The sequence below is a fragment of the Castellaniella sp. MT123 genome, from assembly GCF_039614765.1.
GTDB lineage: Bacteria > Pseudomonadota > Gammaproteobacteria > Burkholderiales > Burkholderiaceae_B > Castellaniella.
In genome coordinates, this window is the sequence record NZ_CP154879.1 from 2,159,002 (window position 1) to 2,181,012 (window position 22,011).

At 64.2% G+C, this 22,011-nt stretch carries 22 protein-coding genes; 13 read left to right on the top strand and 9 right to left on the bottom strand.

The genetic code is table 11. The features are described from left to right. Positions 1 to 60 precede the first annotated feature (60 nt). From ABCV34_RS10080 to ABCV34_RS10105, 6 genes are all read left to right on the top strand, one after another. Positions 61 to 930 carry a hypothetical protein gene (locus tag ABCV34_RS10080; protein WP_345796090.1) on the top strand — a complete coding sequence of 290 codons (870 nt, stop codon included), beginning with the start codon at positions 61 to 63 and terminating at the stop codon, positions 928 to 930. Between the two features lie 784 nt (positions 931 to 1,714). Next, entirely contained in the window at positions 1,715 to 2,002 is a 288-nt protein-coding gene (locus tag ABCV34_RS10085) for a co-chaperone GroES (RefSeq protein ID WP_345796091.1), read from the top strand. Positions 2,003 to 2,036: 34 nt separating this feature from the next. Next, positions 2,037 to 3,683: a chaperonin GroEL gene (groL, locus tag ABCV34_RS10090; protein WP_345796092.1), complete on the top strand. Its 1,647-nt coding sequence runs from the start codon at positions 2,037 to 2,039 to the stop codon at positions 3,681 to 3,683. A 164-nt stretch (positions 3,684 to 3,847) separates the two neighbouring features. Beyond that, positions 3,848 to 4,237 (top strand): diacylglycerol kinase, encoded by a 390-nt coding sequence (locus ABCV34_RS10095; RefSeq protein WP_345796093.1) that lies wholly within the window; start codon positions 3,848 to 3,850, stop codon positions 4,235 to 4,237. A 61-nt stretch (positions 4,238 to 4,298) separates the two neighbouring features. Further along, a complete protein-coding gene (pyrF, locus tag ABCV34_RS10100) occupies positions 4,299 to 5,147 on the top strand; it encodes an orotidine-5'-phosphate decarboxylase (RefSeq protein ID WP_345796094.1) in 849 nt (282 codons plus the stop codon). Positions 5,148 to 5,417: 270 nt separating this feature from the next. Then, positions 5,418 to 6,734, top strand: a complete 1,317-nt coding sequence (locus ABCV34_RS10105) for a GGDEF domain-containing protein (RefSeq protein WP_345796095.1) — start codon at positions 5,418 to 5,420, stop codon at positions 6,732 to 6,734. Between the two features lie 10 nt (positions 6,735 to 6,744). Here the strand turns inward: ABCV34_RS10105 and ABCV34_RS10110 are convergent, their stop codons facing one another. From ABCV34_RS10110 to ftsY, 7 genes are all read right to left on the bottom strand, one after another. Continuing rightward, positions 6,745 to 7,251, bottom strand: a complete 507-nt coding sequence (locus tag ABCV34_RS10110; protein ID WP_345796096.1) for a CinA family protein — start codon at positions 7,249 to 7,251, stop codon at positions 6,745 to 6,747. Further along, complete coding sequence (locus ABCV34_RS10115; RefSeq protein ID WP_345796097.1) at positions 7,248 to 7,778, bottom strand: phosphatidylglycerophosphatase A; 531 nt, start codon at positions 7,776 to 7,778, stop codon at positions 7,248 to 7,250. The genes ABCV34_RS10110 and ABCV34_RS10115 overlap by 4 nt, the downstream gene beginning before the upstream one ends. 2 nt (positions 7,779 to 7,780) lie before the next feature. Next, positions 7,781 to 8,755: a thiamine-phosphate kinase gene (gene thiL / locus ABCV34_RS10120; protein ID WP_345796098.1), complete on the bottom strand. Its 975-nt coding sequence runs from the start codon at positions 8,753 to 8,755 to the stop codon at positions 7,781 to 7,783. Between the two features lie 18 nt (positions 8,756 to 8,773). Continuing rightward, on the bottom strand, positions 8,774 to 9,256 hold the full coding sequence (gene nusB / locus ABCV34_RS10125; RefSeq protein ID WP_345796099.1) for a transcription antitermination factor NusB: 483 nt from the start codon (positions 9,254 to 9,256) through the stop codon (positions 8,774 to 8,776). Beyond that, positions 9,249 to 9,767 (bottom strand): 6,7-dimethyl-8-ribityllumazine synthase, encoded by a 519-nt coding sequence (ribH, locus tag ABCV34_RS10130; RefSeq protein ID WP_345796100.1) that lies wholly within the window; start codon positions 9,765 to 9,767, stop codon positions 9,249 to 9,251. The genes nusB and ribH overlap by 8 nt, the downstream gene beginning before the upstream one ends. Before the next feature lie 16 nt (positions 9,768 to 9,783). Next, positions 9,784 to 10,968: a bifunctional 3,4-dihydroxy-2-butanone-4-phosphate synthase/GTP cyclohydrolase II gene (ribBA, locus tag ABCV34_RS10135; protein WP_345796101.1), complete on the bottom strand. Its 1,185-nt coding sequence runs from the start codon at positions 10,966 to 10,968 to the stop codon at positions 9,784 to 9,786. A 78-nt stretch (positions 10,969 to 11,046) separates the two neighbouring features. Continuing rightward, positions 11,047 to 12,309 carry a signal recognition particle-docking protein FtsY gene (gene ftsY / locus ABCV34_RS10140; protein ID WP_345796102.1) on the bottom strand — a complete coding sequence of 421 codons (1,263 nt, stop codon included), beginning with the start codon at positions 12,307 to 12,309 and terminating at the stop codon, positions 11,047 to 11,049. A 62-nt stretch (positions 12,310 to 12,371) separates the two neighbouring features. Here ftsY and ABCV34_RS10145 point away from each other — a divergent pair, with 62 nt between their 5' ends. Together ABCV34_RS10145 and coaD are read left to right on the top strand one after the other, a co-directional pair. After that, on the top strand, positions 12,372 to 13,001 hold the full coding sequence (locus ABCV34_RS10145) for an RsmD family RNA methyltransferase (protein WP_345796104.1): 630 nt from the start codon (positions 12,372 to 12,374) through the stop codon (positions 12,999 to 13,001). Beyond that, positions 12,998 to 13,507 carry a pantetheine-phosphate adenylyltransferase gene (gene coaD / locus ABCV34_RS10150; protein WP_345796105.1) on the top strand — a complete coding sequence of 170 codons (510 nt, stop codon included), beginning with the start codon at positions 12,998 to 13,000 and terminating at the stop codon, positions 13,505 to 13,507. Before ABCV34_RS10145 ends, coaD begins: the two co-directional genes overlap by 4 nt. Before the next feature lie 43 nt (positions 13,508 to 13,550). On the opposite strand, the gene ABCV34_RS10155 is transcribed toward coaD, so the two are convergent. Together ABCV34_RS10155 and ABCV34_RS10160 are read right to left on the bottom strand one after the other, a co-directional pair. Beyond that, positions 13,551 to 13,937 carry an MOSC N-terminal beta barrel domain-containing protein gene (locus ABCV34_RS10155; protein ID WP_345796106.1) on the bottom strand — a complete coding sequence of 129 codons (387 nt, stop codon included), beginning with the start codon at positions 13,935 to 13,937 and terminating at the stop codon, positions 13,551 to 13,553. Positions 13,938 to 13,960: 23 nt separating this feature from the next. Then, positions 13,961 to 16,555, bottom strand: a complete 2,595-nt coding sequence (locus tag ABCV34_RS10160; protein ID WP_345796107.1) for an AsmA family protein — start codon at positions 16,553 to 16,555, stop codon at positions 13,961 to 13,963. Between the two features lie 264 nt (positions 16,556 to 16,819). On the opposite strand from ABCV34_RS10160, the gene ABCV34_RS10165 reads away from it, so the two are divergent. The 5 genes from ABCV34_RS10165 (at position 16,820) to ABCV34_RS10185 (ending at position 21,870) form a co-directional block, all read left to right on the top strand. Further along, positions 16,820 to 18,100 (top strand): bifunctional O-acetylhomoserine aminocarboxypropyltransferase/cysteine synthase, encoded by a 1,281-nt coding sequence (locus ABCV34_RS10165; protein ID WP_345796108.1) that lies wholly within the window; start codon positions 16,820 to 16,822, stop codon positions 18,098 to 18,100. A gap of 70 nt (positions 18,101 to 18,170) precedes the next feature. After that, positions 18,171 to 19,289: a Re/Si-specific NAD(P)(+) transhydrogenase subunit alpha gene (locus tag ABCV34_RS10170; protein ID WP_345796109.1), complete on the top strand. Its 1,119-nt coding sequence runs from the start codon at positions 18,171 to 18,173 to the stop codon at positions 19,287 to 19,289. Then, positions 19,289 to 19,597, top strand: a complete 309-nt coding sequence (locus ABCV34_RS10175; RefSeq protein WP_345796110.1) for an NAD(P) transhydrogenase subunit alpha — start codon at positions 19,289 to 19,291, stop codon at positions 19,595 to 19,597. Before ABCV34_RS10170 ends, ABCV34_RS10175 begins: the two co-directional genes overlap by 1 nt. Beyond that, positions 19,594 to 21,030, top strand: coding sequence for an NAD(P)(+) transhydrogenase (Re/Si-specific) subunit beta (locus ABCV34_RS10180; RefSeq protein ID WP_345796111.1), 1,437 nt, complete (start codon positions 19,594 to 19,596; stop codon positions 21,028 to 21,030). Before ABCV34_RS10175 ends, ABCV34_RS10180 begins: the two co-directional genes overlap by 4 nt. Positions 21,031 to 21,132: 102 nt before the next feature. Further along, on the top strand, positions 21,133 to 21,870 hold the full coding sequence (locus tag ABCV34_RS10185; RefSeq protein ID WP_345796112.1) for a flagellar brake protein: 738 nt from the start codon (positions 21,133 to 21,135) through the stop codon (positions 21,868 to 21,870). Positions 21,871 to 22,011 lie beyond the last annotated feature (141 nt).

Here is a 22,011-nt window from a genome sequence, read left to right on the forward strand (position 1 = left end):
CAGCCTGTCCGGAACAATGATTAACTTAACTACCCAACCGCCTATACCGGCACGTAAACAATGACGATGCAGCAGAGTTTCTCCCGACGACACGGCCTCGACGTTGCCGTGGGCGCGCTCCAGTATGACTACCTGCCTCCCGCCTTTCGGATGGAATTGATGCGGCAAATTCAGCATCTAGCCGTGAACGATGGGGAAGAGGGGGCTTTCGTGCGTGAGTATGTGATCTATCGCGAGATCACCACGCATGTGAACCAAGCTCCGGCGATCATGTGCTTCGACGTGGATCAGATCTACGAGTTCTATCGGCACGAGCACCTTCAAGATTTCTTGCTTACGGCCGCGTGGCACGAGGTGATAAGCATCGTCGAGATTCTGGTGCGTAGGCTCGGGCGAAAGGCGATCAACGCAATGTTCGAGGCGCATCGGCTCGGCTATGTGGTACCCGACTTGCATGCGGTGGAGGAGCCGTATGTTGAGATCTACTACGAGGGTGTCGCACCCACAGTGGAAGCGACAGTCGCGGCGCTGGCGCCACACGCCGATATCGCGAAGGCACTGAACAGTGCGCGCGCGGATTTGGTCGACCCGAGCAGCGTCAATGCTGCGCGCGCTGCGGCGAGTGCCATTAATGCGCTGGAGGCTTTCGTGAAGCGATGGTTCGTAGCAAACAATCGGAAAGAGCCGGCGACACTACATGATGCGGTGAAAGAGCTGAAGGCCGGGCAACTGGCCGATGCGAATTTCATCAATGCGATGGAACAGTTTTACATCTGGCGCAACCGGACGTCTGGCGTCGGACATGGAGGCAGCACGCCCCCCACCGTTTCAGTCAGCGATGCGCTGTTGGTGCTTGACCAGGCGTGTTCGTTTATCAATTTCATGTTTCGTCTCGGGAAGCCGGCGCCGGCTTCCGCCAACAGGTCATGAGCGCGCAGGCCGTTGACGGATAACCTGTCGCGCGCTGGATCTACATGCGGCACACATTCAATGCGCAGATGAGTGCCGTCGCGAGGGGCCGCAAGCAAGCGACCGGAAATCCACCCGTACCCATGAAGGAGAAAAACATGGGTGTGGCACATCGGTGGGGCTCCCACGAACAACGCGAAAACGCAACTATCAGGTTGAAACCCTGCATTTGACGTTAGCGCGTTACATCCCAGAATCAGCCTGCAAGCCGCACCATCCTTGAGTCTAGCTGTGAGGGGCAGTTCAGACTTGAGTGAAATAAATTCAAAGTTGAGTGAAATTCGACAACAGCTGTTGTCGAAGTTCATTCATCTCTGAATAGTCCTAACAATAAAATCAATGGCTTACAGAAATCAGACCATCCACCTCTGAACTGCTGTGTTACTCAAGTCTGAATTTTGCGGGAGAAATTTCACTGAACTCTGAATTTTGTGAGCCGGCCCCTCCCCCGCCGTGACCGTCCAGGAGCACCGCTGACCCAGGAGAACAGCCGGAGGCGCGGCACCTTCACGGCCCTGGAGCCGTCAGCAGCATGGCTCTCCTGGGGCACAGTTCAGACTTGAGTGAAATAAATTCAAAGTTGAGTGAAATTCGACAGCTGTCAGAACATCACGCCAAATGTAACTTCCTTCGCGCTCCCCTTGAAAAGGGGGAAATCATCCCTATAATTAGCACTCGATGGGGTTGAGTGCTAACACCCGCCTTGCCCCCGCATTTCTCAATTTCTACGTACAGGAGTTCCTCCATGGCACTGCGTCCTTTGCACGATCGTGTGATCGTCAAGCGTCTGGACAACGAGCGCACCACCGCCTCGGGTATCGTCATCCCCGAAAGCGCCGCTGAAAAACCCGATCAGGGCGAAGTCCTGGCCGTCGGTCCCGGCAAGAAGACCGAGGACGGCAAGCTCATCGCTGTCGACGTCAAGGTCGGCGACAAGGTCCTGTTCGGCAAGTACGCCGGCCAGTCGGTCAAGGTCGATGGCGAAGAAGTGCTCGTCATCCGCGAAGAAGAAATCTTCGCCGTGATCCAGTAAGCCACCTCACCGTTCAACCCCAAGGAATTTCAACATGGCTGCAAAGCAAGTTTATTTCGGTGACGATGCGCGCACCCGCATCGTCCGTGGCGTCAACATCCTGGCCAATGCCGTCAAGACCACCATGGGCCCCAAGGGCCGCAACGTGGTGCTGGATCGCTCGTTCGGCGCCCCCACCGTGACCAAGGACGGCGTGTCCGTGGCCAAGGAAATCGAACTGAAGGACAAGTTCGAGAACATCGGCGCGCAACTGGTGAAGGAAGTCGCTTCCAAGACCTCCGACAACGCCGGTGACGGCACCACCACCGCCACCGTGCTGGCCCAGGCGATCGTCGAGGAAGGCCTGAAGTTCGTGGCCGCCGGCATCAGCCCCATGGACCTGAAGCGCGGCATCGACAAGGCCGTGGTTGCCGCCGTCGCGGAACTGCATGCCCTGTCCAAGCCCTGCACCACCAGCAAGGCCATTGCCCAGGTCGGTTCGATCTCGGCCAATAGCGACACCTCCGTCGGCGAAATCATCGCCAACGCGATGGACAAAGTCGGCAAGGAAGGCGTGATCACCGTCGAAGACGGGAAGTCGCTGGAAAACGAACTGGACGTCGTCGAAGGCATGCAATTCGACCGCGGCTACCTGTCGCCCTACTTCATCAACAACCCGGACAAGCAGGTCGCCGTCCTGGAAGACCCGTTCGTCCTGATTTTCGACAAGAAGATCAGCAACATCCGCGACCTGCTGCCGGTCCTGGAACAGGTTGCCAAGTCCAGCCGTCCGCTGCTGATCGTGGCTGAAGACGTCGAAGGCGAAGCCCTGGCCACCCTGGTCGTCAACAACATCCGCGGCATCCTGAAGACCACCGCCGTCAAGGCCCCGGGCTTTGGCGATCGTCGCAAGGCCATGCTGGAAGACATCGCCATCCTGACGGGCGGCACGGTGATCTCCGAAGAAACCGGCCTGTCGCTGGAAAAGGCGACCCTGGAACTGCTGGGCCAAGCCAAGCGCATCGAAGTGGCCAAGGAAAACACCACGATCATCGATGGTCACGGCGACGCCAAGAACATCGAAGCGCGCGTCAAGCAAATCCGCACGCAGATCGAGGAAGCCACGTCCGACTACGACCGTGAAAAGCTGCAGGAACGCGTGGCCAAGCTGGCTGGCGGTGTTGCCGTCATCCGCGTCGGTGCCGCGACCGAAATCGAAATGAAGGAAAAGAAGGCCCGCGTCGAAGACGCCCTGCACGCCACGCGCGCAGCCGTCGAGGAAGGCATCGTCCCCGGCGGCGGTGTCGCGCTGATCCGCGCCAAGGCCGCCGTGGCCAAGGTCAAGGGCGACAACGCCGACCAGAATGCCGGCATCAAGCTGGTTCTGCGCGCCATCGAATCGCCGCTGCGCACCATCGTCAGCAATGCCGGCGACGAAGCCAGCGTGATCGTCAATGCGGTTGAAAAGGGCGAAGGCAACTTCGGCTACAACGCCGCCACCGGCGAATACGGCGATCTGGTCGAGCAAGGCGTCATCGACCCGACCAAGGTCACCCGCACCGCGCTGCAGAACGCCGCTTCCGTGGCCAGCCTGCTGCTGACGACCGAAGCCGCCGTGGCCGAGATCGTCGAAGACAAGCCGGCCCCCGCCATGCCCGACATGGGCGGTATGGGTGGCATGGGCGGCATGGGCGGCTTCTAAGCTCCTGCCTTCCCGGTTCCCGGACGGGCGCTTCAGGCGCCGTCCGGGAACGGCCCCGATCCAGAACCCCGCTGTGGTCCGCCGCAGCGGGGTTTTTGCATCCTGGACATGCGCATCGCTCCGTCCACCCATTACAATGCCGGAATACACCGCCCCGGCGTTCCATGACCCAGCCTTCCCCCTACAAAAACACTGGCGGCCTGATCCGCATCATCCGCGCCTTCGGCTATTCGCTGCAGGGGCTGGGCGCCGCCTGGCGCCACGAGGTCGCCTTCCGCCAGGAAGTCCTGCTGACGATCATCCTGATCCCGCTGGGCCTATGGCTGGGCAATACGGCCGGCGAACGGCTGCTGCTGGCGAGCATGCCGGTCCTGGTGCTGATCGTCGAGCTGATCAATTCCGCCATCGAGGCGCTGGCCGATGCCATCAGCACCGACCATCACCCGATGCTGGGCCGGGCCAAGGACATCGGCAGCGCCGCCGTGCTGCTGGCCCTGCTGCTGGCGGGGGCCGCGTGGGCGACCGTGCTGGTGCCCCGCTGGTGGCCGGGCTGACGGCACGATCCGGCCAATCGCCTGCTCTACAATCCTGCCAGAACCTTTTCGCGACTGCCCCATGAACTTCACCGAAAAATTGAACTGCGCCTGGGCCAGCCAGGAATCCTTGCTGATGGTCGGGCTCGACCCCGATCCGCGCCGTTTCCCGGCCGAACTGGCCGGACGCTCGGATGCCGTGTTCGAGTTCTGCCGGCGCATTGCCGACGCCACGGCCCCTTATGTCTGCGGCTTCAAGCCACAAATCGCCTATTTCGCCGCCCTGAGCGCGGAAGAGCAGCTGCAGGACCTGTGCAAACATATCCGCGAACATCATCCGCACCTGCCCATCGTGCTGGATGCGAAGCGGGGCGATATCGGTTCCACCGCCCAGCAGTATGCCCGCGAAGCCTTCGAGCGCTATGGCGCCGACGCGGTCACGGTGAACCCCTACATGGGCCGCGACTCGATCCAGCCCTACATCGACTACGGCGACCGCGGGGTCATCATCCTGTGCCGCACCTCGAACGCGGGTGGCGCCGATCTGCAGGACATGCGCCTGGCCAATGGCACCCCCCTGTACCTGCACGTGGCCGACCAGGTGGCGCGCGTCTGGAACACCAATGAGCAATGCGCCCTGGTGGTGGGGGCGACTTTCCCCGAAGAGATCGCCCAAGTGCGACGCCGGGTGGGCAACATGCCGCTGCTGATCCCCGGCATCGGGGTCCAGGGAGGCGACATCCAGGCGACCGTTCAGGCGGGGCGGACCGCCGCCGGCACCGGCATGATGATCAATTCGTCCCGCGCCATCCTGTACGCCAGCCAGGGCGACAATTGGGTCGAGGCGGCCGCCAAGACGGCCCGCGCGACGCGCAGCGCAATTCGCCAGGCCCTGAGCAACCCGGCGCGAACCGGCGATGTGTCGTTTTAATCCCAAAGTTCATGTCCTATTCGCATAATTAGCAGAGGGTGACATGGCCCATGGCATGACACGCCGCCCGAGCACGCAACCGATCGCTATCTAGACAAGATTGTTCAGTAGAATCGGTGCATCATGTATCGAGCCATCTTCCGTAGCCTGTCCGGTACGCGACGGTTAGGGCGGTTCATCCCGGTCGCTGTACTTGCCTTTCTACTGATTCACTTTAGTCTCGTATTCCGATCCGCCCTGGGGCCGATCGGCTTCCGGCCCGCGAATGCCATGCTGGTGTGCCTGCTGTTGTGCGTCGCCGCACCTCAACAGATCATGTCCTGGGCCATGGTGCTGGTCGGCGCCCTGCTGGCATACAGCCACTGGTACGACACGGGACAGGCCGTACTATTGAATGTGGCGGTCGACGTGTTTGGAGTGTGGGTCGCCTGGTACCTGCTGGGGCGAGTCTGGCGACTGGGCTCGCTGCGCACCCATCATGCCATCATCAAGATCCTGGCTGCCGGCATGGCAGCATCCGCATGCACCACGCTAGCCGGCCTGACAGCCGGTTTCTGGCAAAACGCATACCTTCCCACCGTCATCGAGGCGCTGCTGCGGCAATGGCTCGGCTATAGTGCGATCCTGCCCGCCTGCCTATTGCTGTTCTCACCGACCGCCAGGCAATCGGGCGAGCGCCGCCACCCTCGGCGGCATCTGCTCAGGCACTTGCACTTCAAGCGTCTCCCCTGGCCCCTGGTCTCGCTGGCCGTAGCGGTTGCTCTGGCGGTGCTGCTCGGTGGACCAAGCATGATCGCTTTCCCGATACCGGCGCTGCTGTTCTGCGCATATTCCTACCATCAACAGACTACCGCGTGGTTGACGCTGGCGACCACGCTCAGTTTGATAGTGTCCGACACCCTGCACTGGGGCCTCATGCCGCCCGGCCAGGCATCGATCTGGTCTCAGATCTCGCTGCAAATGGGGCTGCAGCTGATGGTGGCCACCCCCTTGCTGATATCCAGTTCGCTGGCCGCCCGCAACGATCTAGTGCACGCGTTGAACCAGGCGCTGGACCACGATGATTTGACCGACGCCCTGGCTCGCCAGGCCTTCATGCGCGGCGCAACCGAATATCTGCAGCAATCGCCCGCCGCATCTTACGGCAATGGTGTCATGATGCTCGACATCGATCACTTCAAGCAGCTGAACGATAACCACGGCCACGCGGCCGGAGACAGCGTGCTGAGTGAATTCGCCCGCGTCATCCACGCGGCAATCCGGCCCCAGGATCTGTTCGGCCGGCTGGGTGGCGAGGAATTCGGTATCGTGCTGCCGGACACCGCGTGTCAGGACTGCTTGTCCATCGCCGAACGCCTGCGTCGCTGCGTCGAAGAGATCCGCCTGTACCACGACAGTGACGAACCCCTGCGCATCACGACCAGCATCGGCGTGGTGCATGATTCCCAGATGCCGGATGCCACCCTGAGCACGCTGCTGTCCACAGCGGACCAAGCCATGTACTACGCAAAGCACCATGGCCGTAACCAGGTGCATTCTCTGTCTTCGGGAGAAATGCGCGATCTTGACCCTGTGCCGCAGCGCTGAGCCGATCGGATCAGCCGCGTTTCAGATCTTCCAGGGCTGCCTGCATGGCGAAGCGCACGGCAGCTAGCCGGATGGCTGCGCGGTCCCCCTCGAACACCCGGGTGACCGCGCGCGTCACGATGCCGGGGCCCGCTCGGCGCGCCACCCCAAAACACACCATGCCGACGGGCTTGCCGGGCGTCGCCCCGTCCGGGCCGGCGATGCCGGTCGTCGCCAGGGCCAGGCGCGCCGCCGGTACCGCCCCCAGGACGCCACCGGCCATTTCCATGGCGGTTTCCTCGCTGACGGCGCCATAGCGCTCGAGCGTATCCACCGACACCCACAGTTGCTCGACTTTGGCGGCGTTGCTGTAGGTGACAAAACCCCGTTCGAACCACTGGCTGGACCCGGGACATGCGGTGATGGCACCCGCGAGCAGCCCCCCCGTGCAGGATTCGGCGGTGGCGCACATCCAGCCGGCGGCGCGCAGGGCGGCACCCAACTCGCCCGACAGGGCGCGCAAGTCACGATCAATCATGGCAGAACTCCCAGACGGATGAGGATGGCTGCCGCCAACAAGGCGTACAGGGCCGCGACGATGTCGTCGATCATGACGCCAAAGCCGCTCTTGAAGCGCCGGTCCAGCACACTGACGGGCGGCGGCTTCAGGATATCGAAAATGCGGAACAGGATCACCCCGGCCAGCTGGGACCAGAAACCTTCGGGCATCAGCCACAGCACCAGCCAGATGGCGACGATCTCGTCCCAGTTGATGCCGCCGTGATCGGGAATCCCCAGCGCATCGCCGCAGCGCTGAGCCACCCAGCAGCCCAGTCCGAACGACACGATCAGCACCGCCACCATCCACGCATCGGGCAAGCCGCGCAGGAACAGGGCCCACAGCAGCCATCCCGTCAATGTCCCCCAGGTCCCCGGAGCGGGATGGATCAGTCCCGACCCGAAGCCAAACGCGATGATCCGTTCCGGTCGGGCGAAAACCCAGGCGGCCGACGGCCGTTCAGGATTGGGGGGCGCGGAATCGCGCGGGGCGCGTCCTGATGCCATGGTCAACCTTCATCCGCAAAATGATCGAACCCCCGATGCGGGATCGGCAGGACCTGGCCGCCGGCATCGAGTACACGCACCCCGGCGCCGCGCCGGATCTCGCCGATCCGGGCGATCGGCAGATTCAGTTGCCGGCTTAGCGTCTGGATCTGCTCGCGCCGCCGAGGCGGCGCCGTGAAGCACAACTCATACGCATCGCCCCCCGCCAGGATCGCATCGTGGCGTACTGCGGCATCCAGCCCGTCGAGCACCGGATCGGCCGGCAGCGCATCGAGCCAGAGTTCAGCCGCGCACTGGCTGGCATCCAGAATGTGGCCCAGATCCTGCAACAAGCCATCGGAAATGTCGATCGCCGCATGCGCCACCCCGGTCAGGTAGCGGCCCAGCTTCAGCCGGGGCACCGGGCGCTCGAGGAACGGGCGTGCCGCGCACAGCCGCGCGGCATCGGCAGGCAACCGGCCCTGCATCAGACGCAGCGCCACGTCGGCGGCGCCCAGCGTGCCGGACACCCAGATATCATCCCCAACCCGGGCGGCATCGCGCCGCAAAGCCTGGTTGCGGCGGACCTCGCCTAGGACCGTAATGCTGATGACCACCCCCATCGGGCTGCGCGTGGTATCGCCACCCAGCAACGCACAGCCGGATTCGGCGGACAAGGCATGAAAGCCTTCGGAAAAGCCCTGGAGCCAGTCGGGATCGATGCGCGGCAGGGAGATCGCCAGCGTGCAGGCCAATGGCCGCGCGCCCATGGCGGCGAGGTCCGACAGGTTGACTGCCAGCGACTTATGTCCCAGCAGTCGCGGATCCACGTCGGAAAAAAAATGCCGGCCTTCGACCAGCATGTCGGTGCTGACGGCCAGCTCGCAACCCGGGGCGGTCGACAGCAGCGCGCAATCGTCGCCCACCCCCAGCATGCCATCGGGGGCCGGACGACTGAAATAGCGAGCGATCAGATCGAATTCGCCACCCGGTTGCATACGGCGGCCCCCGGCGCCTTAGCGGCGCGCCGTGGATTGCACCTCGGCCGCGCGGACTTCGGCGGCCAGTTTGTCCAATACGCCGTTGACGAAACGATAGCCATCGGTACCGCCAAAGGATTTTGCCAATTCGACCGCCTCGTTGATGGCCACCCGATACGGGACCTCGAGGTGATGCACCAGTTCGAAGCTGCCGATCAGCAGCACGGCGTGTTCGATGGGCGAGAGTTCCGCCAGCGGACGATCAATGTAGGGCACGAAACGGGCACGCAGGGATTCCGACTGGCTGGCGGCACCCTGCAGCAGGGTGTGATACCACTGGGTGTCGGCCTGATCGAAGCCCTCGCCATCGCGCACGTGGGCATCGATCTCGCCGAGTTCACCCAAGTCGTTTCCGCCGCGCAGCAGCCAGGCATAAATGCCCTGAAGCGCGAATTCGCGCGCCATGCGGCGCGCGCTGCGCGGGTTGGCGCGCCCGTTGCGCGCTTTGGGTTCAGTCATCGACTTCCTCTTCTTCGAAGTCGTCTTCTTCGTCGTCTTCGTCTTCCGAGTCCGGTTCAAGCGCGGCGACCAGATTGGCCATTTCCACGGCGGCGCGGGCGCAATCGCGGCCCTTGTCGGCCGCGCGGGCCTGGGCCTGCTCGTCGGTGTCGGTGGTCAGCACGCCGTTGGCTACCGGAATGCCGGTTTCCAGAGCGATCCTGCTGATGGCGGACGCCGATTCATTGCTGACGAGCTCGAAGTGGTAGGTTTCGCCGCGAATGACGGCGCCGAGCGCGATGAGGGCATCGAATTCGAAGGTTTCGGCCATCTGCGCGAGCGTGACGCCGAGTTCCAGCGCGCCAGGCACGGACACGACCATCACGTCGCGTTCATCCACGCCCAGGGCTGCCAGTTCGTCGAGGCAGGTCTGCAGCTCGGCTTCGCCGATGTCGGCGTTGAAGCGGGAACGCACGATGCCGATGTGCAAGCCTTCGCCGTTCATGTCGGGGGTCATCACATAAGGGTTCATAGTCGTGATTCCGTGGTCAGTTCGTGGCGCCAGGGGCGCCGGGTTCGTTATGGTAACCCGTAATCGTCAGGGAGAACCCGGCCATGCTGGGCATTTTGCGCGGGCGCGCCAGCAGCCGCGCCTGCCCCACCCCGAGGTCGCGCAGGATCTGCGCGCCGATCCCGAAAGTGCGCAGCCCATGGCGTTCGCCTTCCGGCGCGGCAGCCGCCGTCGGCGCGCCATCGGTGCTGCGTGCCCACGCGTCGAACTGGGCAAACAGCAGGTTGGCTTCTCCTTGGCAGTTCAGCAGCACCAGCACGCCACGTGGCGAAGCCGCGATCGTGCGCAGCGCCTGCGGGATGGTCCAGCTGTGCCGGGTCGCTCCCTCGACGAGCAGGTCCAGCACGCTGGTGGGCTCGTGCACCCGCACCAGGGTTTCCTCGTCGGGATGAATCCGCCCATGCACCAGTGCCAGGTGGGGCGCGTCGGATGCGCGGTCCCGGTAGGCCACCGCCTGGAATTCCCCCCAGGGCGTGGTCACGGTCCGCTCGACCAGACGCTCGACCATGGTTTCATGTTCGCTGCGGTACTGGATCAGATCCGCGATCGTACCGATCTTCAGGCCATGTTCCTGGGCGAACGTCACCAGATCCGGCAAGCGGGCCATGGTGCCATCGGGTTTCAGGATCTCGCAGATCACGGCGGCCGGCGTCAGGCCCGCCATGGCGGTCAGGTCGCAGCCCGCTTCAGTATGGCCGGCGCGTACCAGCACCCCGCCCGGTACGGCGCGCACGGGGAAGATGTGCCCCGGCTGCACCAGATCGGCGGGTCTGGCGTCGCGCGCCACGGCCGCCTGGATGGTGCGCGCGCGGTCCGAGGCCGAGATGCCGGTGCCGACACCCTCGGCGGCCTCGATCGAGACCGTGAAATTGGTGCCATAGCGGGTGCCGTTCTGATTGGACATCAAGGGCAGCTGCAGCCGCTCGCAGCGTTCCTGGGTCAGCGTCAGGCAGACCAGTCCGCGCGCATGCGTGACCATGAAATTGATCGCATCGGGCGTCACGAAATCGGCGGCCATCACCAGGTCGCCCTCGTTTTCGCGATCTTCCTCGTCGACCAGGATGACCATATGGCCGGCTCGAAGCTCGGCCACGATCTCCTGAACGGCAGAAATTTCGAGGGAAGGCGACGCCACGCGCGCCGCGCCAGTATCCGTATTCATCTCAATGATGTCCATTCAAGACCGAAGTGGTTCCCATTTTAGCGACTCGCCGAAGTCGGCGCGCCGGCACCGGCCCGATCAGCCCGACCGGCCGCCCAGCAGCGCCTCGGCGAATTCCGCGGCCACGAAGGGCTGCAGATCCTGCATGGCTTCGCCGACGCCGATCCAGTACACCGGCACCGGGCGCACCCCCTGGCTGCCCGCCGCGACAGCCGCCAGGGTGCCGCCCTTGGCCGTGCCGTCCAGCTTGGTGACGATCAACCCCGTCAGGCCCAGCGCCGCATCGAACGCCCGGATCTGCGCCAGCGCATTCTGGCCGGTATTGCCGTCCACCACCAGCAGGACTTCGTGCGGAGCGCTGGCGTCGGCCTTGCCGATGACGCGTTTGATCTTCTTCAGTTCTTCCATCAGATGCAGCTGCGTGGGCAGCCGGCCGGCCGTGTCGACCAGCACCACGTCGGCCGCGCGCGCACGGCCCGCGTTGACCGCGTCGAAGGCCACCGCTGCCGGATCGCCACCTTCCTGGGCGATCACGGTGACGCCGTTACGCGCCCCCCAGGCCACCAGCTGTTCACGGGCCGCCGCGCGGAAGGTGTCACCCGCGGCCAGGAGCACAGTGGCCTGACGGGCCTGCAGAGCATGGGCCAGCTTGCCGATGGACGTGGTCTTGCCCGCGCCATTGACCCCGGCGATCATCACCACCATGGGGGCCGATTCCCCGACCACGAAGGGCTTTTCAAGCACTTTCAGGTGATCGGCCAGAATGTCCTGGAGGGCGGCGCGCACGGCCTCGGGTTGATCGATGCGCTGCTTGCGCACTCGGGCCCGCAATTCGGCCAGCAGCTTGTCGGTGGCCTCGACACCGGCATCCGCCATGATCAGCGCGACTTCCAGTTCCTCGAACAGGGCTTCGTCGACCTTGACGCCGACGAACAGACTGCCCAGGTTCTGGCCCGTGCGCGACAACCCCTGTCGCAGACGCGTCAGCCAGGAGCTCTTGTTCTGAACCGGCGCATCCGCTGCGGAAGTCTGATCCAGGCGGACCAGTGGATCGCCCGAGGCATCCGGCCGATCCGACCAGGGGTCCGGCGGCTGCGAAATCCCCATTTCGGCAAGAGCCTGCGGCAATGGCTCGGCCTGGTGCGCAGCCAGCGCATCCGGTGGCAGTTCCGTCGGGGCCACCGGGGCGACCTCGGGCGCTGGCGCCTCGGACACGCGGGACGCCAGCGTTTCCGAGGGAAGTTCCGTGGGCGCGACAGGCGCGACTTCGGGCGCATCGGCCTGAACGATGGTCTCGTCGACCTGCGGCTGGGGTTTCTTGCGTTTAAAAAAACTGAACATAGGCTTTACACTGAACGATCCGGCGATTGCCCGACAGCCGTGCCGATCATCACGGGCCGCGCATGAAAAAACATCAGATTCGTATTGTAGGCGGTACGTACCGCCGCACCCCCATTTCGGTTCCCGATGGCGATCACCTGCGCCCGACCCCCGACCGCGTGCGTGAAACGCTGTTCAACTGGCTGGCCCATTTCTGGGGCGGTTCGTTCGAAGGCCGGCGGGTGCTGGACCTGTTCGCGGGGACCGGCGCGCTGGGCTTCGAAGCCGCATCCCGGGGCGTGGCCCTGGCGCAGCTCGTCGAGCAGGCTCCCGGGGCTCTGGCCGGGCTACGTGCGGTGCAGACCCGTCTGAACGCGCCGGCGATCCGCATCCATGCCGGCGATGCTCTCGCCTACCTGCAAGGCCTGCCGGCCCCCGCATTCGATCTGGTGATGCTCGACCCGCCGTTTGGCAGCGACTGGCTGGCCCGGGTGCGTCCCCTGATCGGCCGTGCGCTGGTTCCGGGCGGGTTGTTGTATCTGGAATCCGACACGGCCTGCCACGAATGGCCAGCCGACTGGCTGCCCCTGCGCCAGGGTCGGGCCGGGCAGGTGCATTACGCGCTGATACAGTTTGCTGCAACGCAAAAAAATCGTAATAATGCCCGATCCGAGTCGGGCACCGACTCGTTCACGCTAACGGAGAGCGCATGATTACCGCCGTCTACCCGGGCACTTTCGATCCCCTGACTCGCGGACACGAAGATCTCGTGCGGCGCGCCGCCGGCCTGTTCGATCAGGTCGTGGTGGGCGTGGCAGTCAGCCAGAACAAGCGTCCGTTCTTCACCGTCCAGGAACGTCTCGAGATTGCCGAGGAGGTCCTGGGCCACTATCCCAACGTGCGGGTCCGCAGTTTCGGCGGCTTGCTGAAGGATTTCGTCCGCGAACAAGAAGCGCGCGTCATCGTGCGCGGCTTGCGCGCCGTGTCCGACTTCGAATATGAATTCCAGATGGCGGGTATGAACCGCCATCTGCTGCCCGAAGTCGAGACCCTGTTCATGACGCCCTCGGACCAGTACCAGTTCATTTCCGGCACCATCGTGCGGGAAATCGCAATCCTGGGCGGCGACGTCAGCAAATTCGTGTTTCCGTCCGTCGAGCGCTGGCTGCACGCCAAGGCCAAGACGCTGCGCGAACAGCACGGGACGCAGCCCGACTGACCTGCATCGCCGGCCCAGGGGCCGGGCCGGCATCAGCCGGCCATCACAGCGGCCACGCAATGTCCGCCATATCAGGGTGGACCTTCATCAGGCGGCAGGGCACACCCAGCCATTCCGCGAACCAGGCTGCCGCCAGGTCACCCTCGTCCACGGCGCGCACCGCCTGCCCGCCCACCCGCACCGTGCGTTCCACGCTGTCATCATCCTCGATGACATCCAGCGGGATGTCCAGGCGCAGCATGCCGGGGGCCCGGACGACCAGATAGCCGAAACGCAGACTGAGATCCAGCTCGCCCAGCCGGGGGGCCTGGTCGCGATTGAGCCAGTGACTCTGGCCGTCCACGACCAGCCAGCGGCGATCGTATGCCTGGGCATCGGCGTCCGGCAGGCCCTTGCTACCCGCGATCGGCTGCGCATCGTATGGTATCATGAAGTGCTCCTGTGACAGGGTGATCATTGGCCCAGCAGCCCTTTCAGGGCATTGCCGATCCGCCCGACCGCGTCGGACGGCGACTTGGGTTCGGGCGCCGGCGTATGAGTTTCCGGTTCGGGAGTGGGCAGAACCTGATCGAGCAGGTCGCGCCCCTTCATCAGGTCCATCAAGCCCGATTTCACGGCCTGCTGGATCGTCTGATTGCGGATCGCATCCCACTGCACGGCATAATCGGGATGCGACCACGTCCCCGTGATCCGCACGGGAATGGTTACACCCAGCAGGGGCCCCAACGCCGCCGCCAGTTCCTTGGGCGGGTGGGCGGCCACCTGGGCCAGCAGTTGCAGGTCCAGGCGCTGCCCCGGCACGTCGATGAGCACCGGCTTGCCGGCCGTCACACGGACCAGGCTGGACACCATCAGCAGCTTCGAAACCGTGCCCTGGCCGTCCTTCAGGTCGATGCGACCATCGAGCGTGCTGAACGGCGTGCTGCGCTGCTTGTCGAACGGTGACGCCACCGCGCCCAGCCGCCCTTTGAGAACATTGCCCAGGGATGTGGCCGCATCGGACAGCGTCCGCGAGGCATCCACCCCATGCACGGCGCCATCCCGCACCTGCCATGCCACATTGCCGGACAGTGCGCGCAGCAACGCATCCGGGGTATCACCGTGGGTCTTGACGTCGATCTGCGCGGCGCCGCGCCCGGACAGCAGATTGCGGCCCATCGTGGCCTGCACCAGCGGTGCCACCAGGACCTTGTCCAGATTCAGCTTCAGGCCGACCGTCTGGTCAGCCGCCACGCGAAAATTGCCATCCACCGTGCCTTCATAGAGGCCGGCCGTCAGTTTCGGCAAGGTCAGGATCCCCCCCTGGAGCCGGACTGGCGTTGCCACCCGGGTCAGCTGCAGATTTCGCACCCGCAGATCGGCGATCTTGACCTCGCCCTCGACGTCCCGCCCCTTGAGGATGGACAGATCGATCGGCGTCGCGCCTGCCGGGGGCTGGGGTTCTGCCACAGGCGGCTTCGCCGCGGCGGTTCCGGAGGTGGAGTCCTTGGTGGGAGCATCCTTGGGGGGCGCGGGTTTCGCGGACACCGGCACGGGCAGCCAGCGATTCAGATCCAGTTTTTCCGCACTGAGGGAAAACTGGACTTTGGGATCGGCCAGGCGTGTGAGGCGGGTCTTGAGAGAGGCCTGCCCCCCATCGACAACCGCGTTCAGATCCGCGTCCAGCGTATCCTTCACCAGATCCAGATGCACGCTGCCGATCATCGGAAATTCGTCGGTCGCCTGCGACTGGGACGGATCGCGCACACTGACGTCGCCCTTGAGGGCGGTGAGCGCGCCATTGCGAAGCGTCGTGTTCCAGCTGAGCGGCGAGGCCAGTTTCAGGCCCAGCAGACGCTGGCCCTGAGTCAGGGCGCCATCCAGCTTGACGGAACGGAACTGCCATTCGTTGGCATTGCCGCTTAGGCCCTCCAGCCCCAGGGAAACAGCCAGGGTGTCGCCCCCGGTCGATTTCAGGGTAGCCGCCACCGGATCAGCCTGAGCCGCCGTGGGTGACACCGAGATGGCCGGCGCATCCAGGGCGAGTTCCAGCTGCCGCCCATCGTCCTGACCCGAGGCGCGCAAGGCCAGCTTCGCGATCTTGAGTTCCATGTTGCGCTGATCGAGCCGCAGCTGGCCAGCCGTGAGGCTGGTCTTCAGCCCCTGGATCGGATGAGCGCCAACGATATTGCCATTGATGGCCAGTTCCAGATTGCTGGCGGAGAACTGGTGTTCGTTACCCTTGTAAGCCAGGCTGCCCTTCAGGACAGCCGTCGTCTGATCGAGATTGCCCAGGCGGCCCACCACCTGCACATTGATTTTCTGCGCCGAATAACTGCGGGTTCCCGGATCCAGGCGCAAGAGCGCCTGCGCCTGAAGCTGAGCGTCCTGCACGGGGTCGCTGCCCGTGACCCGCGATTTCAGGGACACGTCGAAGGGCTGATCGTAGGTGACCCGCCCTGTGCTGGCGTCGATGCCCGACAGGGTGGTCGACAGGCCGTCATACTGATCCACGTAATGGATCTGCCCGCCTTTCATGTCCAGGCCCGCGATGTCGATGTTGAGGTCGGAGCGCGCTTCCATCACCGGCCCCGATTCGGGAGGCGCCACTCCTGCAGCGGCAGCCATCGCAGCCACGGTCGGATGCTCACGCAAGGCGTCCGACTGGCCGGATTCCAGCAGATCGCTGAAATTGAAACGCCCCTGCTTGTCGCGTACCACCCAGGCCTTCAGGCCGGAAATCGCCACATGATCGACGACCAGCTGGTTTGACAGCAGCGGCCAGATCGCCACCGCGAACCGGGCGCTGTCCACCGAGATGAAGGTTTCCTTGGATTTGCGGTTGGACAGGGACACGTCGCTAACCGACAGGCCGATCCGGGGAAACAGGGACAGCTCGATATCGCCGTCGATAGTCAGCGTACGCGCATACCGGTCGAACACGAATTGTTCGAGCCGGGACTTATAGGCATTCGGATTGAAGGTCAGCAGGAAAATAGCCAGACCGACGATGGCCGCCAGCAAGGCCACGACCAGGCCGAACAGCCCCCGCTTCAACCAGACATTCATGATCGATCCCGCATGTAAACGATGCGAACCGCGACGCGCGCGGATGTGTAAACCGAAATGCTAACCCATGCCCGCATCCGAGATAACCCTAACCAGTCCGCGCGGTGGACGTTTTTGCCTCAAAGTCCGGCACACTGTCATATATGAAACTTTATATAACTTTTTAGTCTATTGAAATAGGAAGTGGGCGGCTGCGTTTCCGCACCGATCACCAGTACCATGTCCGATGATCGCCGACACCCCACATCCCACGCAGGAGACACCATGAGCCGCAGATTCGAAACCCTGGCCGTCCACGCGGGCTATGCGCCCGACCCCACCACAAAGGCGGTCGCCGTGCCCATCTATCAGACGACATCCTATGCTTTCGACGACACCCAGCACGGCGCCGACCTGTTCGATCTGAAGGTCCCCGGCAACATCTACACCCGCATCATGAACCCGACCACGGCGGTCCTGGAAGAACGCGTGGCGGCCCTGGAAGGTGGTGTGGCCGCCCTGGCTGTGGCGTCCGGCATGACGGCCATCACCTACGCGATCCAGACGCTGGCCCAGGCGGGCGACAACATCGTCTCGACCGCCAAGCTCTACGGCGGCACCTACAATCTGTTCGCTCATACTTTCCCGCGCCAAGGGCTGGAAGTCCGTTTCGCCCCCCACGACGACATCGATGCGCTGGAAGCGCTCATCGACGATCGTACGCGGGCGGTCTTCTGCGAGTCCATCGGCAACCCGGCGGGCAACATCATCGACATTCAGGCCATGGCCGAGGCGGCGCACCGCCATGGCGTGCCACTGATCGTGGATAACACGGTCGCCTCGCCGGCGCTCTGCCGCCCGATCGAATGGGGGGCCGACATCGTCGTGCATGCCCTGACCAAGTACATGGGGGGCCACGGCACCAGCATCGCGGGCGCCGTGGTGGATGCCGGTTCCTTTCCCTGGGCCAAGCACAAGGACCGCTTCCCGATGCTCAACGAGCCGGATCCGTCCTACCACGGCGTGGTCTACACCGATGCCTTCGGGCCCGCTGCCTTCATCGGCCGCTGCCGGGTCGTCCCGCTGCGCAATACCGGCGGTGCGATTTCACCCTTCAATTCCTTCCTGATCCTGCAAGGCATCGAAACCCTGCCTCTGCGCATGGAACGCCACACGGCCAACGCCATGGCGGTGGCGCGGTTCCTGCAGTCCCACCCGCAGGTGGCCTGGGTCAAATACGCCGGGTTGCCCGATCACCCCGAACATGCCCTGGCAAAGAAATACATGGGCGGCCTGCCCGCCAGCATCCTGTCCTTCGGCATCAAGGGCGGGCTCGCGGCCGGGGCACGCTTCATCGACGCGCTGCAGCTGATCCTGCGTCTGGTCAACATCGGCGACGCGAAATCGCTGGCCTGCCACCCGGCTTCGACCACACACCGGCAGCTGAGCCCTGAAGAACTCGCGCGCGCCGGAGTCGGCGAGGACATGATCCGGCTGTCCATCGGGATCGAACACATCGACGATATCCTGGACGATCTGCGCCAGGCGCTGGACGCTAGCCACTAACCGACCGGTCACAAAAAAATCTTACAGGAGCAGACATGACCTCGTTGCACCCCGACTGCGGGAGGCCGCCATGCAGATAGGCATCCCCCGTGAAACTCTGCCCGGTGAAACCCGGGTGGCCGCCACGCCGGAAACGGTCAGGAAGCTGGTCCAGGCCGGACACCAGGTCCGGGTCGAGCGCTCGGCCGGCACCGCGGCCCGGTATCGCGACAGCGACTACGAACAGGCGGGCGCCACCCTGGTCGACGCGGCGAATGCCCTGGGCAGCGAACTGGTGCTGAAAGTCCGCCGTCCAGACGCCGACGAACTCGCCCAGATGAAATCCGGCACCGTATTGGCAGGCATGCTGGATCCATTCGATGCCGAAGGTCTGAAAAGTCTGGCCGATGCCGGGTTGACGGCTTTCGCCCTGGAAGCCGCGCCCCGCACCACGCGTGCCCAGAGCCTGGACGTGCTTTCGTCCCAGGCCAATCTGGCCGGCTACAAGTCGGTGCTGCTGGCCTCGCACTACTATGGCCGGATTTTTCCCATGATGATGACGGCGGCCGGCACCCTGAAGGCCGCCCGTGTGGTCGTGCTGGGCGCCGGTGTGGCGGGCCTGCAGGCCATCGCCACGGCGCGCCGTCTGGGCGCCGTGGTCGAAGCCTCGGACGTGCGCCCGGCCGCGCGCGAACAGGTCGAATCGCTGGGCGGGAAGTTCATCGACGTCCCCTACGAAACCGATGAGGAACGCGAGATCGCGGAAGGCACGGGCGGATACGCCCGACCGATGCCCGCATCCTGGATGACGCGTCAGGCGGCCCTGGTCGCCGAACGCTGCAAACAGGCCGACATCGTCATCACCACGGCCCTGATCCCGGGCCGCCCGGCGCCGGTGCTGATCCAGCCGGACACAGTGGCGGCCATGAAATCGGGGGCGGTCATCGTGGACCTGGCGGTCGAACGCGGCGGCAACTGCCCGCTGTCGGTGCCGGGCCAGGTCGTGGACCATGACGGCGTGACGCTGGTGGGGCTGACCAACCTGCCCGCCCTGCTGGCCACCGACGCTTCCGCACTGTATGCCCGCAATCTGCTGGATTTCCTGAAGCTCGTCATCGACGCCGAAGGCCGCTTCGCGCTGCCGGCCGACGACGACATCATCAAGGCCTGCCTGGTTTGCCAGGACGGCAAAGTTCTGAGGAGCGCCTGATGGAAGCCGTCAACCCGACCCTGATCAACATCATCATCTTCGTGCTGGCGGTCTACGTGGGATTTCACGTGGTCTGGAACGTCACGCCAGCGCTGCATACGCCGCTGATGGCGGTCACCAACGCCATTTCCGCCATCGTCATCGTGGGGGCCATGCTGGCCACGGGCCTGACCGACGGCGGGCTCGCGCAAATCATGGGCGTGGTGGCCGTGGCACTGGCCGCCGTCAACGTCTTCGGCGGCTTTCTGGTCACCCAGCGCATGCTGGAAATGTTCAAGAAAAAGGAACGCAAAGGGGGCAAGGCATGATTTCGGCCAATCTCGTCACCCTGCTCTACCTGATCGCCTCTGTCTGCTTCATCCAGGCGCTCAAGGGCCTGTCACACCCCACCACGTCGCGGCGCGGCAATGCCTTCGGCATGGCCGGCATGGTGATCGCCATCCTGACCACGGCGGCTCTCATCATCGGGCTGGCCCGCGATGGCGCAACCGCCCTGGGACTGGGCCGGATCATTCTGGGCCTGCTCATCGGCGGCAGCATCGGCACCCTGCTCGCCCGCAAGGTCGAGATGACCAAGATGCCGGAACTGATCGCCTTCATGCACAGCATGATCGGTCTGGCCGCCGTCGCCATCGCAACCGCCGTCGTCTCGGAACCGCATGCCTTCGGCATCGCGGCGCCGGGCGCCCCCATCCCGACGGGCAACCGTCTGGAACTCTTCATCGGCACCTTCGTCGGCGCAATCACCTTCTCCGGTTCGGTCATCGCCTTCGGCAAGCTCTCGGGCAAATACAAGTTCCGCCTCTTCCAGGGCGCGCCGGTGGTTTTCCCAAGCCAGCACCTGCTGAACCTGGCGCTGGCCATCGTGATGCTTGTCTGCGGGTTCTGGTTCATGGGCACGCAGTCATGGCTGCCCTTCGTGCTGATGACCCTCATCGCCTTCGTCCTGGGCGTGCTCATCATCATCCCGATCGGCGGGGCGGACATGCCCGTGGTGATCTCGATGCTGAACAGCTACTCGGGCTGGGCAGCGGCGGGCATCGGTTTCTCCTTGAACAACCCGATGCTGATCATCGCCGGTTCGCTCGTGGGATCCTCGGGCGCGATCCTGTCCTACATCATGTGCAAGGCCATGAACCGCTCGTTCTTCAACGTCATTCTGGGCGGCTTTGGCGCCGAGGCGTCCTCGGGCAGCGGGGCTGCGACCGGACAGCGCAGCGTCAAATCCGGCAGCCCAGACGATGCGGCCTTCCTCATGAGCAATGCCGAAACGGTCACCATCGTCCCGGGCTACGGGCTGGCGGTGGCGCGCGCTCAGCACGCCCTGAAGGAACTGGCCAGCAAACTGTCGGACATGGGCGTGACGGTCAAATACGCCATCCATCCGGTGGCCGGGCGCATGCCGGGACACATGAACGTGCTGCTGGCCGAGGCCGAAGTCCCCTACGACCAGGTCTTCGAAATGGAGGACATCAACGGCGAATTCGGCCAGACTGACGTGGTGCTGGTGCTGGGCGCCAACGACGTGGTCAACCCGGCGGCTAAAAACGACCCCAAGTCGCCCATCGCCGGCATGCCCATCCTCGAGGCCTACAAGGCCCGCAACGTGATCGTCAACAAGCGATCCATGGCGGCCGGCTATGCCGGCCTGGACAACGAACTGTTCTACATGGACAAGACCATGATGGTCTTTGGCGACGCCAAAAAGGTCCTGGAGGACATGCTCAAGGCGCTCGACTGAGGCACAAACCCAGGTTCTCCCCCACGATTCCGGCCCGTTTCGACGGGCCGGAATCGTTTAGAATCGCAGCTTGGCGCAACTTGAACCTTGACCTGATCGACTATGGCCTTCGAGGAAGACGATCCCTTCACGGTGTCGCAAAGGCTCGACATCCAGAACATCCTGCAGGGTCTGCTGACCAAGCGCGCACTGGTGCGCCTGGATGTCCCGGGCCATGCCGTGTCCATCATCTCCACCCTGCTCGACGTGGACGTGAAACAAGGCACCCTCACGATCGACAATGCATCCGAGGACACCCTCAACACCCAGTTGTTGCGTGCGCCCGCCGTGCGTCTGCAGGGCATGCTCGACCGGGTCATGATCGAATTCAACGGCCCTTTGCAGCCTGTCATGCATGACGGCCGGCCGGCATTTTCCATGGCCTGGCCCGCCCAGCTGCGCCGCGTGCAGCGGCGGGAATTCTTCCGCATGGACATCCCGGCCAGCAATCCCGCCACCTGCCTGATCAAGGACGCGACCCTGCCGTCGGGGCAGGCGACGTTCAAGCTGGCCAACATCAGTGCCGGCGGCCTGCAGCTGATCGACCGGACAAACCTGCTGGCGGACCACGGCATCGGCGCCTTCTTCGACACCTGCACACTGACTCTGCCTGGCGCCGGCACGCTGGACGTCACCTTGCGCCTGCTGCGCCACACCCAACTCGCCCAGGAGGGCGACAAACCCTTGGCGATGGTGGCTTGCCGCTTCTTCAAACTGCCAGCCAACCGCGAAATCACCATCCAGCAGTACGTAGGCACCCTCGAGCGCGCCGTCTTGGCCCGTCGTTGGGGCACAGACTAAGGCGCCAACGGCCACCGCCGTATCCACGCATCAGAGCCGGCCGCCGCCTGCATTTCCCAGACGCCTGACCAGTAAATATATCAATTGCATATTTAATCAAGCTGTGCCACCATGATGTCAGCGCACGAGGCTCGCTGCCGG

Coding starts and splice junctions, on each gene's coding strand:
- ABCV34_RS10115 (WP_345796097.1), bottom strand. CDS start 7,778: ATGGCATCAGGACGCGCCCCGCGCGATTCCGCGCCCCCCAATCCTGAA.
- ribBA (WP_345796101.1), bottom strand. CDS start 10,968: ATGAATACGGATACTGGCGCGGCGCGCGTGGCGTCGCCTTCCCTCGAA.
- ftsY (WP_345796102.1), bottom strand. CDS start 12,309: ATGTTCAGTTTTTTTAAACGCAAGAAACCCCAGCCGCAGGTCGACGAG.
- ABCV34_RS10155 (WP_345796106.1), bottom strand. CDS start 13,937: ATGATACCATACGATGCGCAGCCGATCGCGGGTAGCAAGGGCCTGCCG.
- ABCV34_RS10105 (WP_345796095.1), top strand. CDS start 5,418: ATGCTGGTGTGCCTGCTGTTGTGCGTCGCCGCACCTCAACAGATCATG.
- ribH (WP_345796100.1), bottom strand. CDS start 9,767: ATGAACCCTTATGTGATGACCCCCGACATGAACGGCGAAGGCTTGCAC.
- thiL (WP_345796098.1), bottom strand. CDS start 8,755: ATGCAACCGGGTGGCGAATTCGATCTGATCGCTCGCTATTTCAGTCGT.
- ABCV34_RS10080 (WP_345796090.1), top strand. CDS start 61: ATGACGATGCAGCAGAGTTTCTCCCGACGACACGGCCTCGACGTTGCC.
- ABCV34_RS10110 (WP_345796096.1), bottom strand. CDS start 7,251: ATGATTGATCGTGACTTGCGCGCCCTGTCGGGCGAGTTGGGTGCCGCC.
- ABCV34_RS10180 (WP_345796111.1), top strand. CDS start 19,594: ATGATTTCGGCCAATCTCGTCACCCTGCTCTACCTGATCGCCTCTGTC.
- ABCV34_RS10145 (WP_345796104.1), top strand. CDS start 12,372: ATGAAAAAACATCAGATTCGTATTGTAGGCGGTACGTACCGCCGCACC.
- ABCV34_RS10085 (WP_345796091.1), top strand. CDS start 1,715: ATGGCACTGCGTCCTTTGCACGATCGTGTGATCGTCAAGCGTCTGGAC.
- ABCV34_RS10165 (WP_345796108.1), top strand. CDS start 16,820: ATGAGCCGCAGATTCGAAACCCTGGCCGTCCACGCGGGCTATGCGCCC.
- ABCV34_RS10185 (WP_345796112.1), top strand. CDS start 21,133: ATGGCCTTCGAGGAAGACGATCCCTTCACGGTGTCGCAAAGGCTCGAC.
- ABCV34_RS10170 (WP_345796109.1), top strand. CDS start 18,171: ATGCAGATAGGCATCCCCCGTGAAACTCTGCCCGGTGAAACCCGGGTG.
- groL (WP_345796092.1), top strand. CDS start 2,037: ATGGCTGCAAAGCAAGTTTATTTCGGTGACGATGCGCGCACCCGCATC.
- coaD (WP_345796105.1), top strand. CDS start 12,998: ATGATTACCGCCGTCTACCCGGGCACTTTCGATCCCCTGACTCGCGGA.
- ABCV34_RS10095 (WP_345796093.1), top strand. CDS start 3,848: ATGACCCAGCCTTCCCCCTACAAAAACACTGGCGGCCTGATCCGCATC.
- pyrF (WP_345796094.1), top strand. CDS start 4,299: ATGAACTTCACCGAAAAATTGAACTGCGCCTGGGCCAGCCAGGAATCC.
- ABCV34_RS10175 (WP_345796110.1), top strand. CDS start 19,289: ATGGAAGCCGTCAACCCGACCCTGATCAACATCATCATCTTCGTGCTG.
- nusB (WP_345796099.1), bottom strand. CDS start 9,256: ATGACTGAACCCAAAGCGCGCAACGGGCGCGCCAACCCGCGCAGCGCG.
- ABCV34_RS10160 (WP_345796107.1), bottom strand. CDS start 16,555: ATGAATGTCTGGTTGAAGCGGGGGCTGTTCGGCCTGGTCGTGGCCTTG.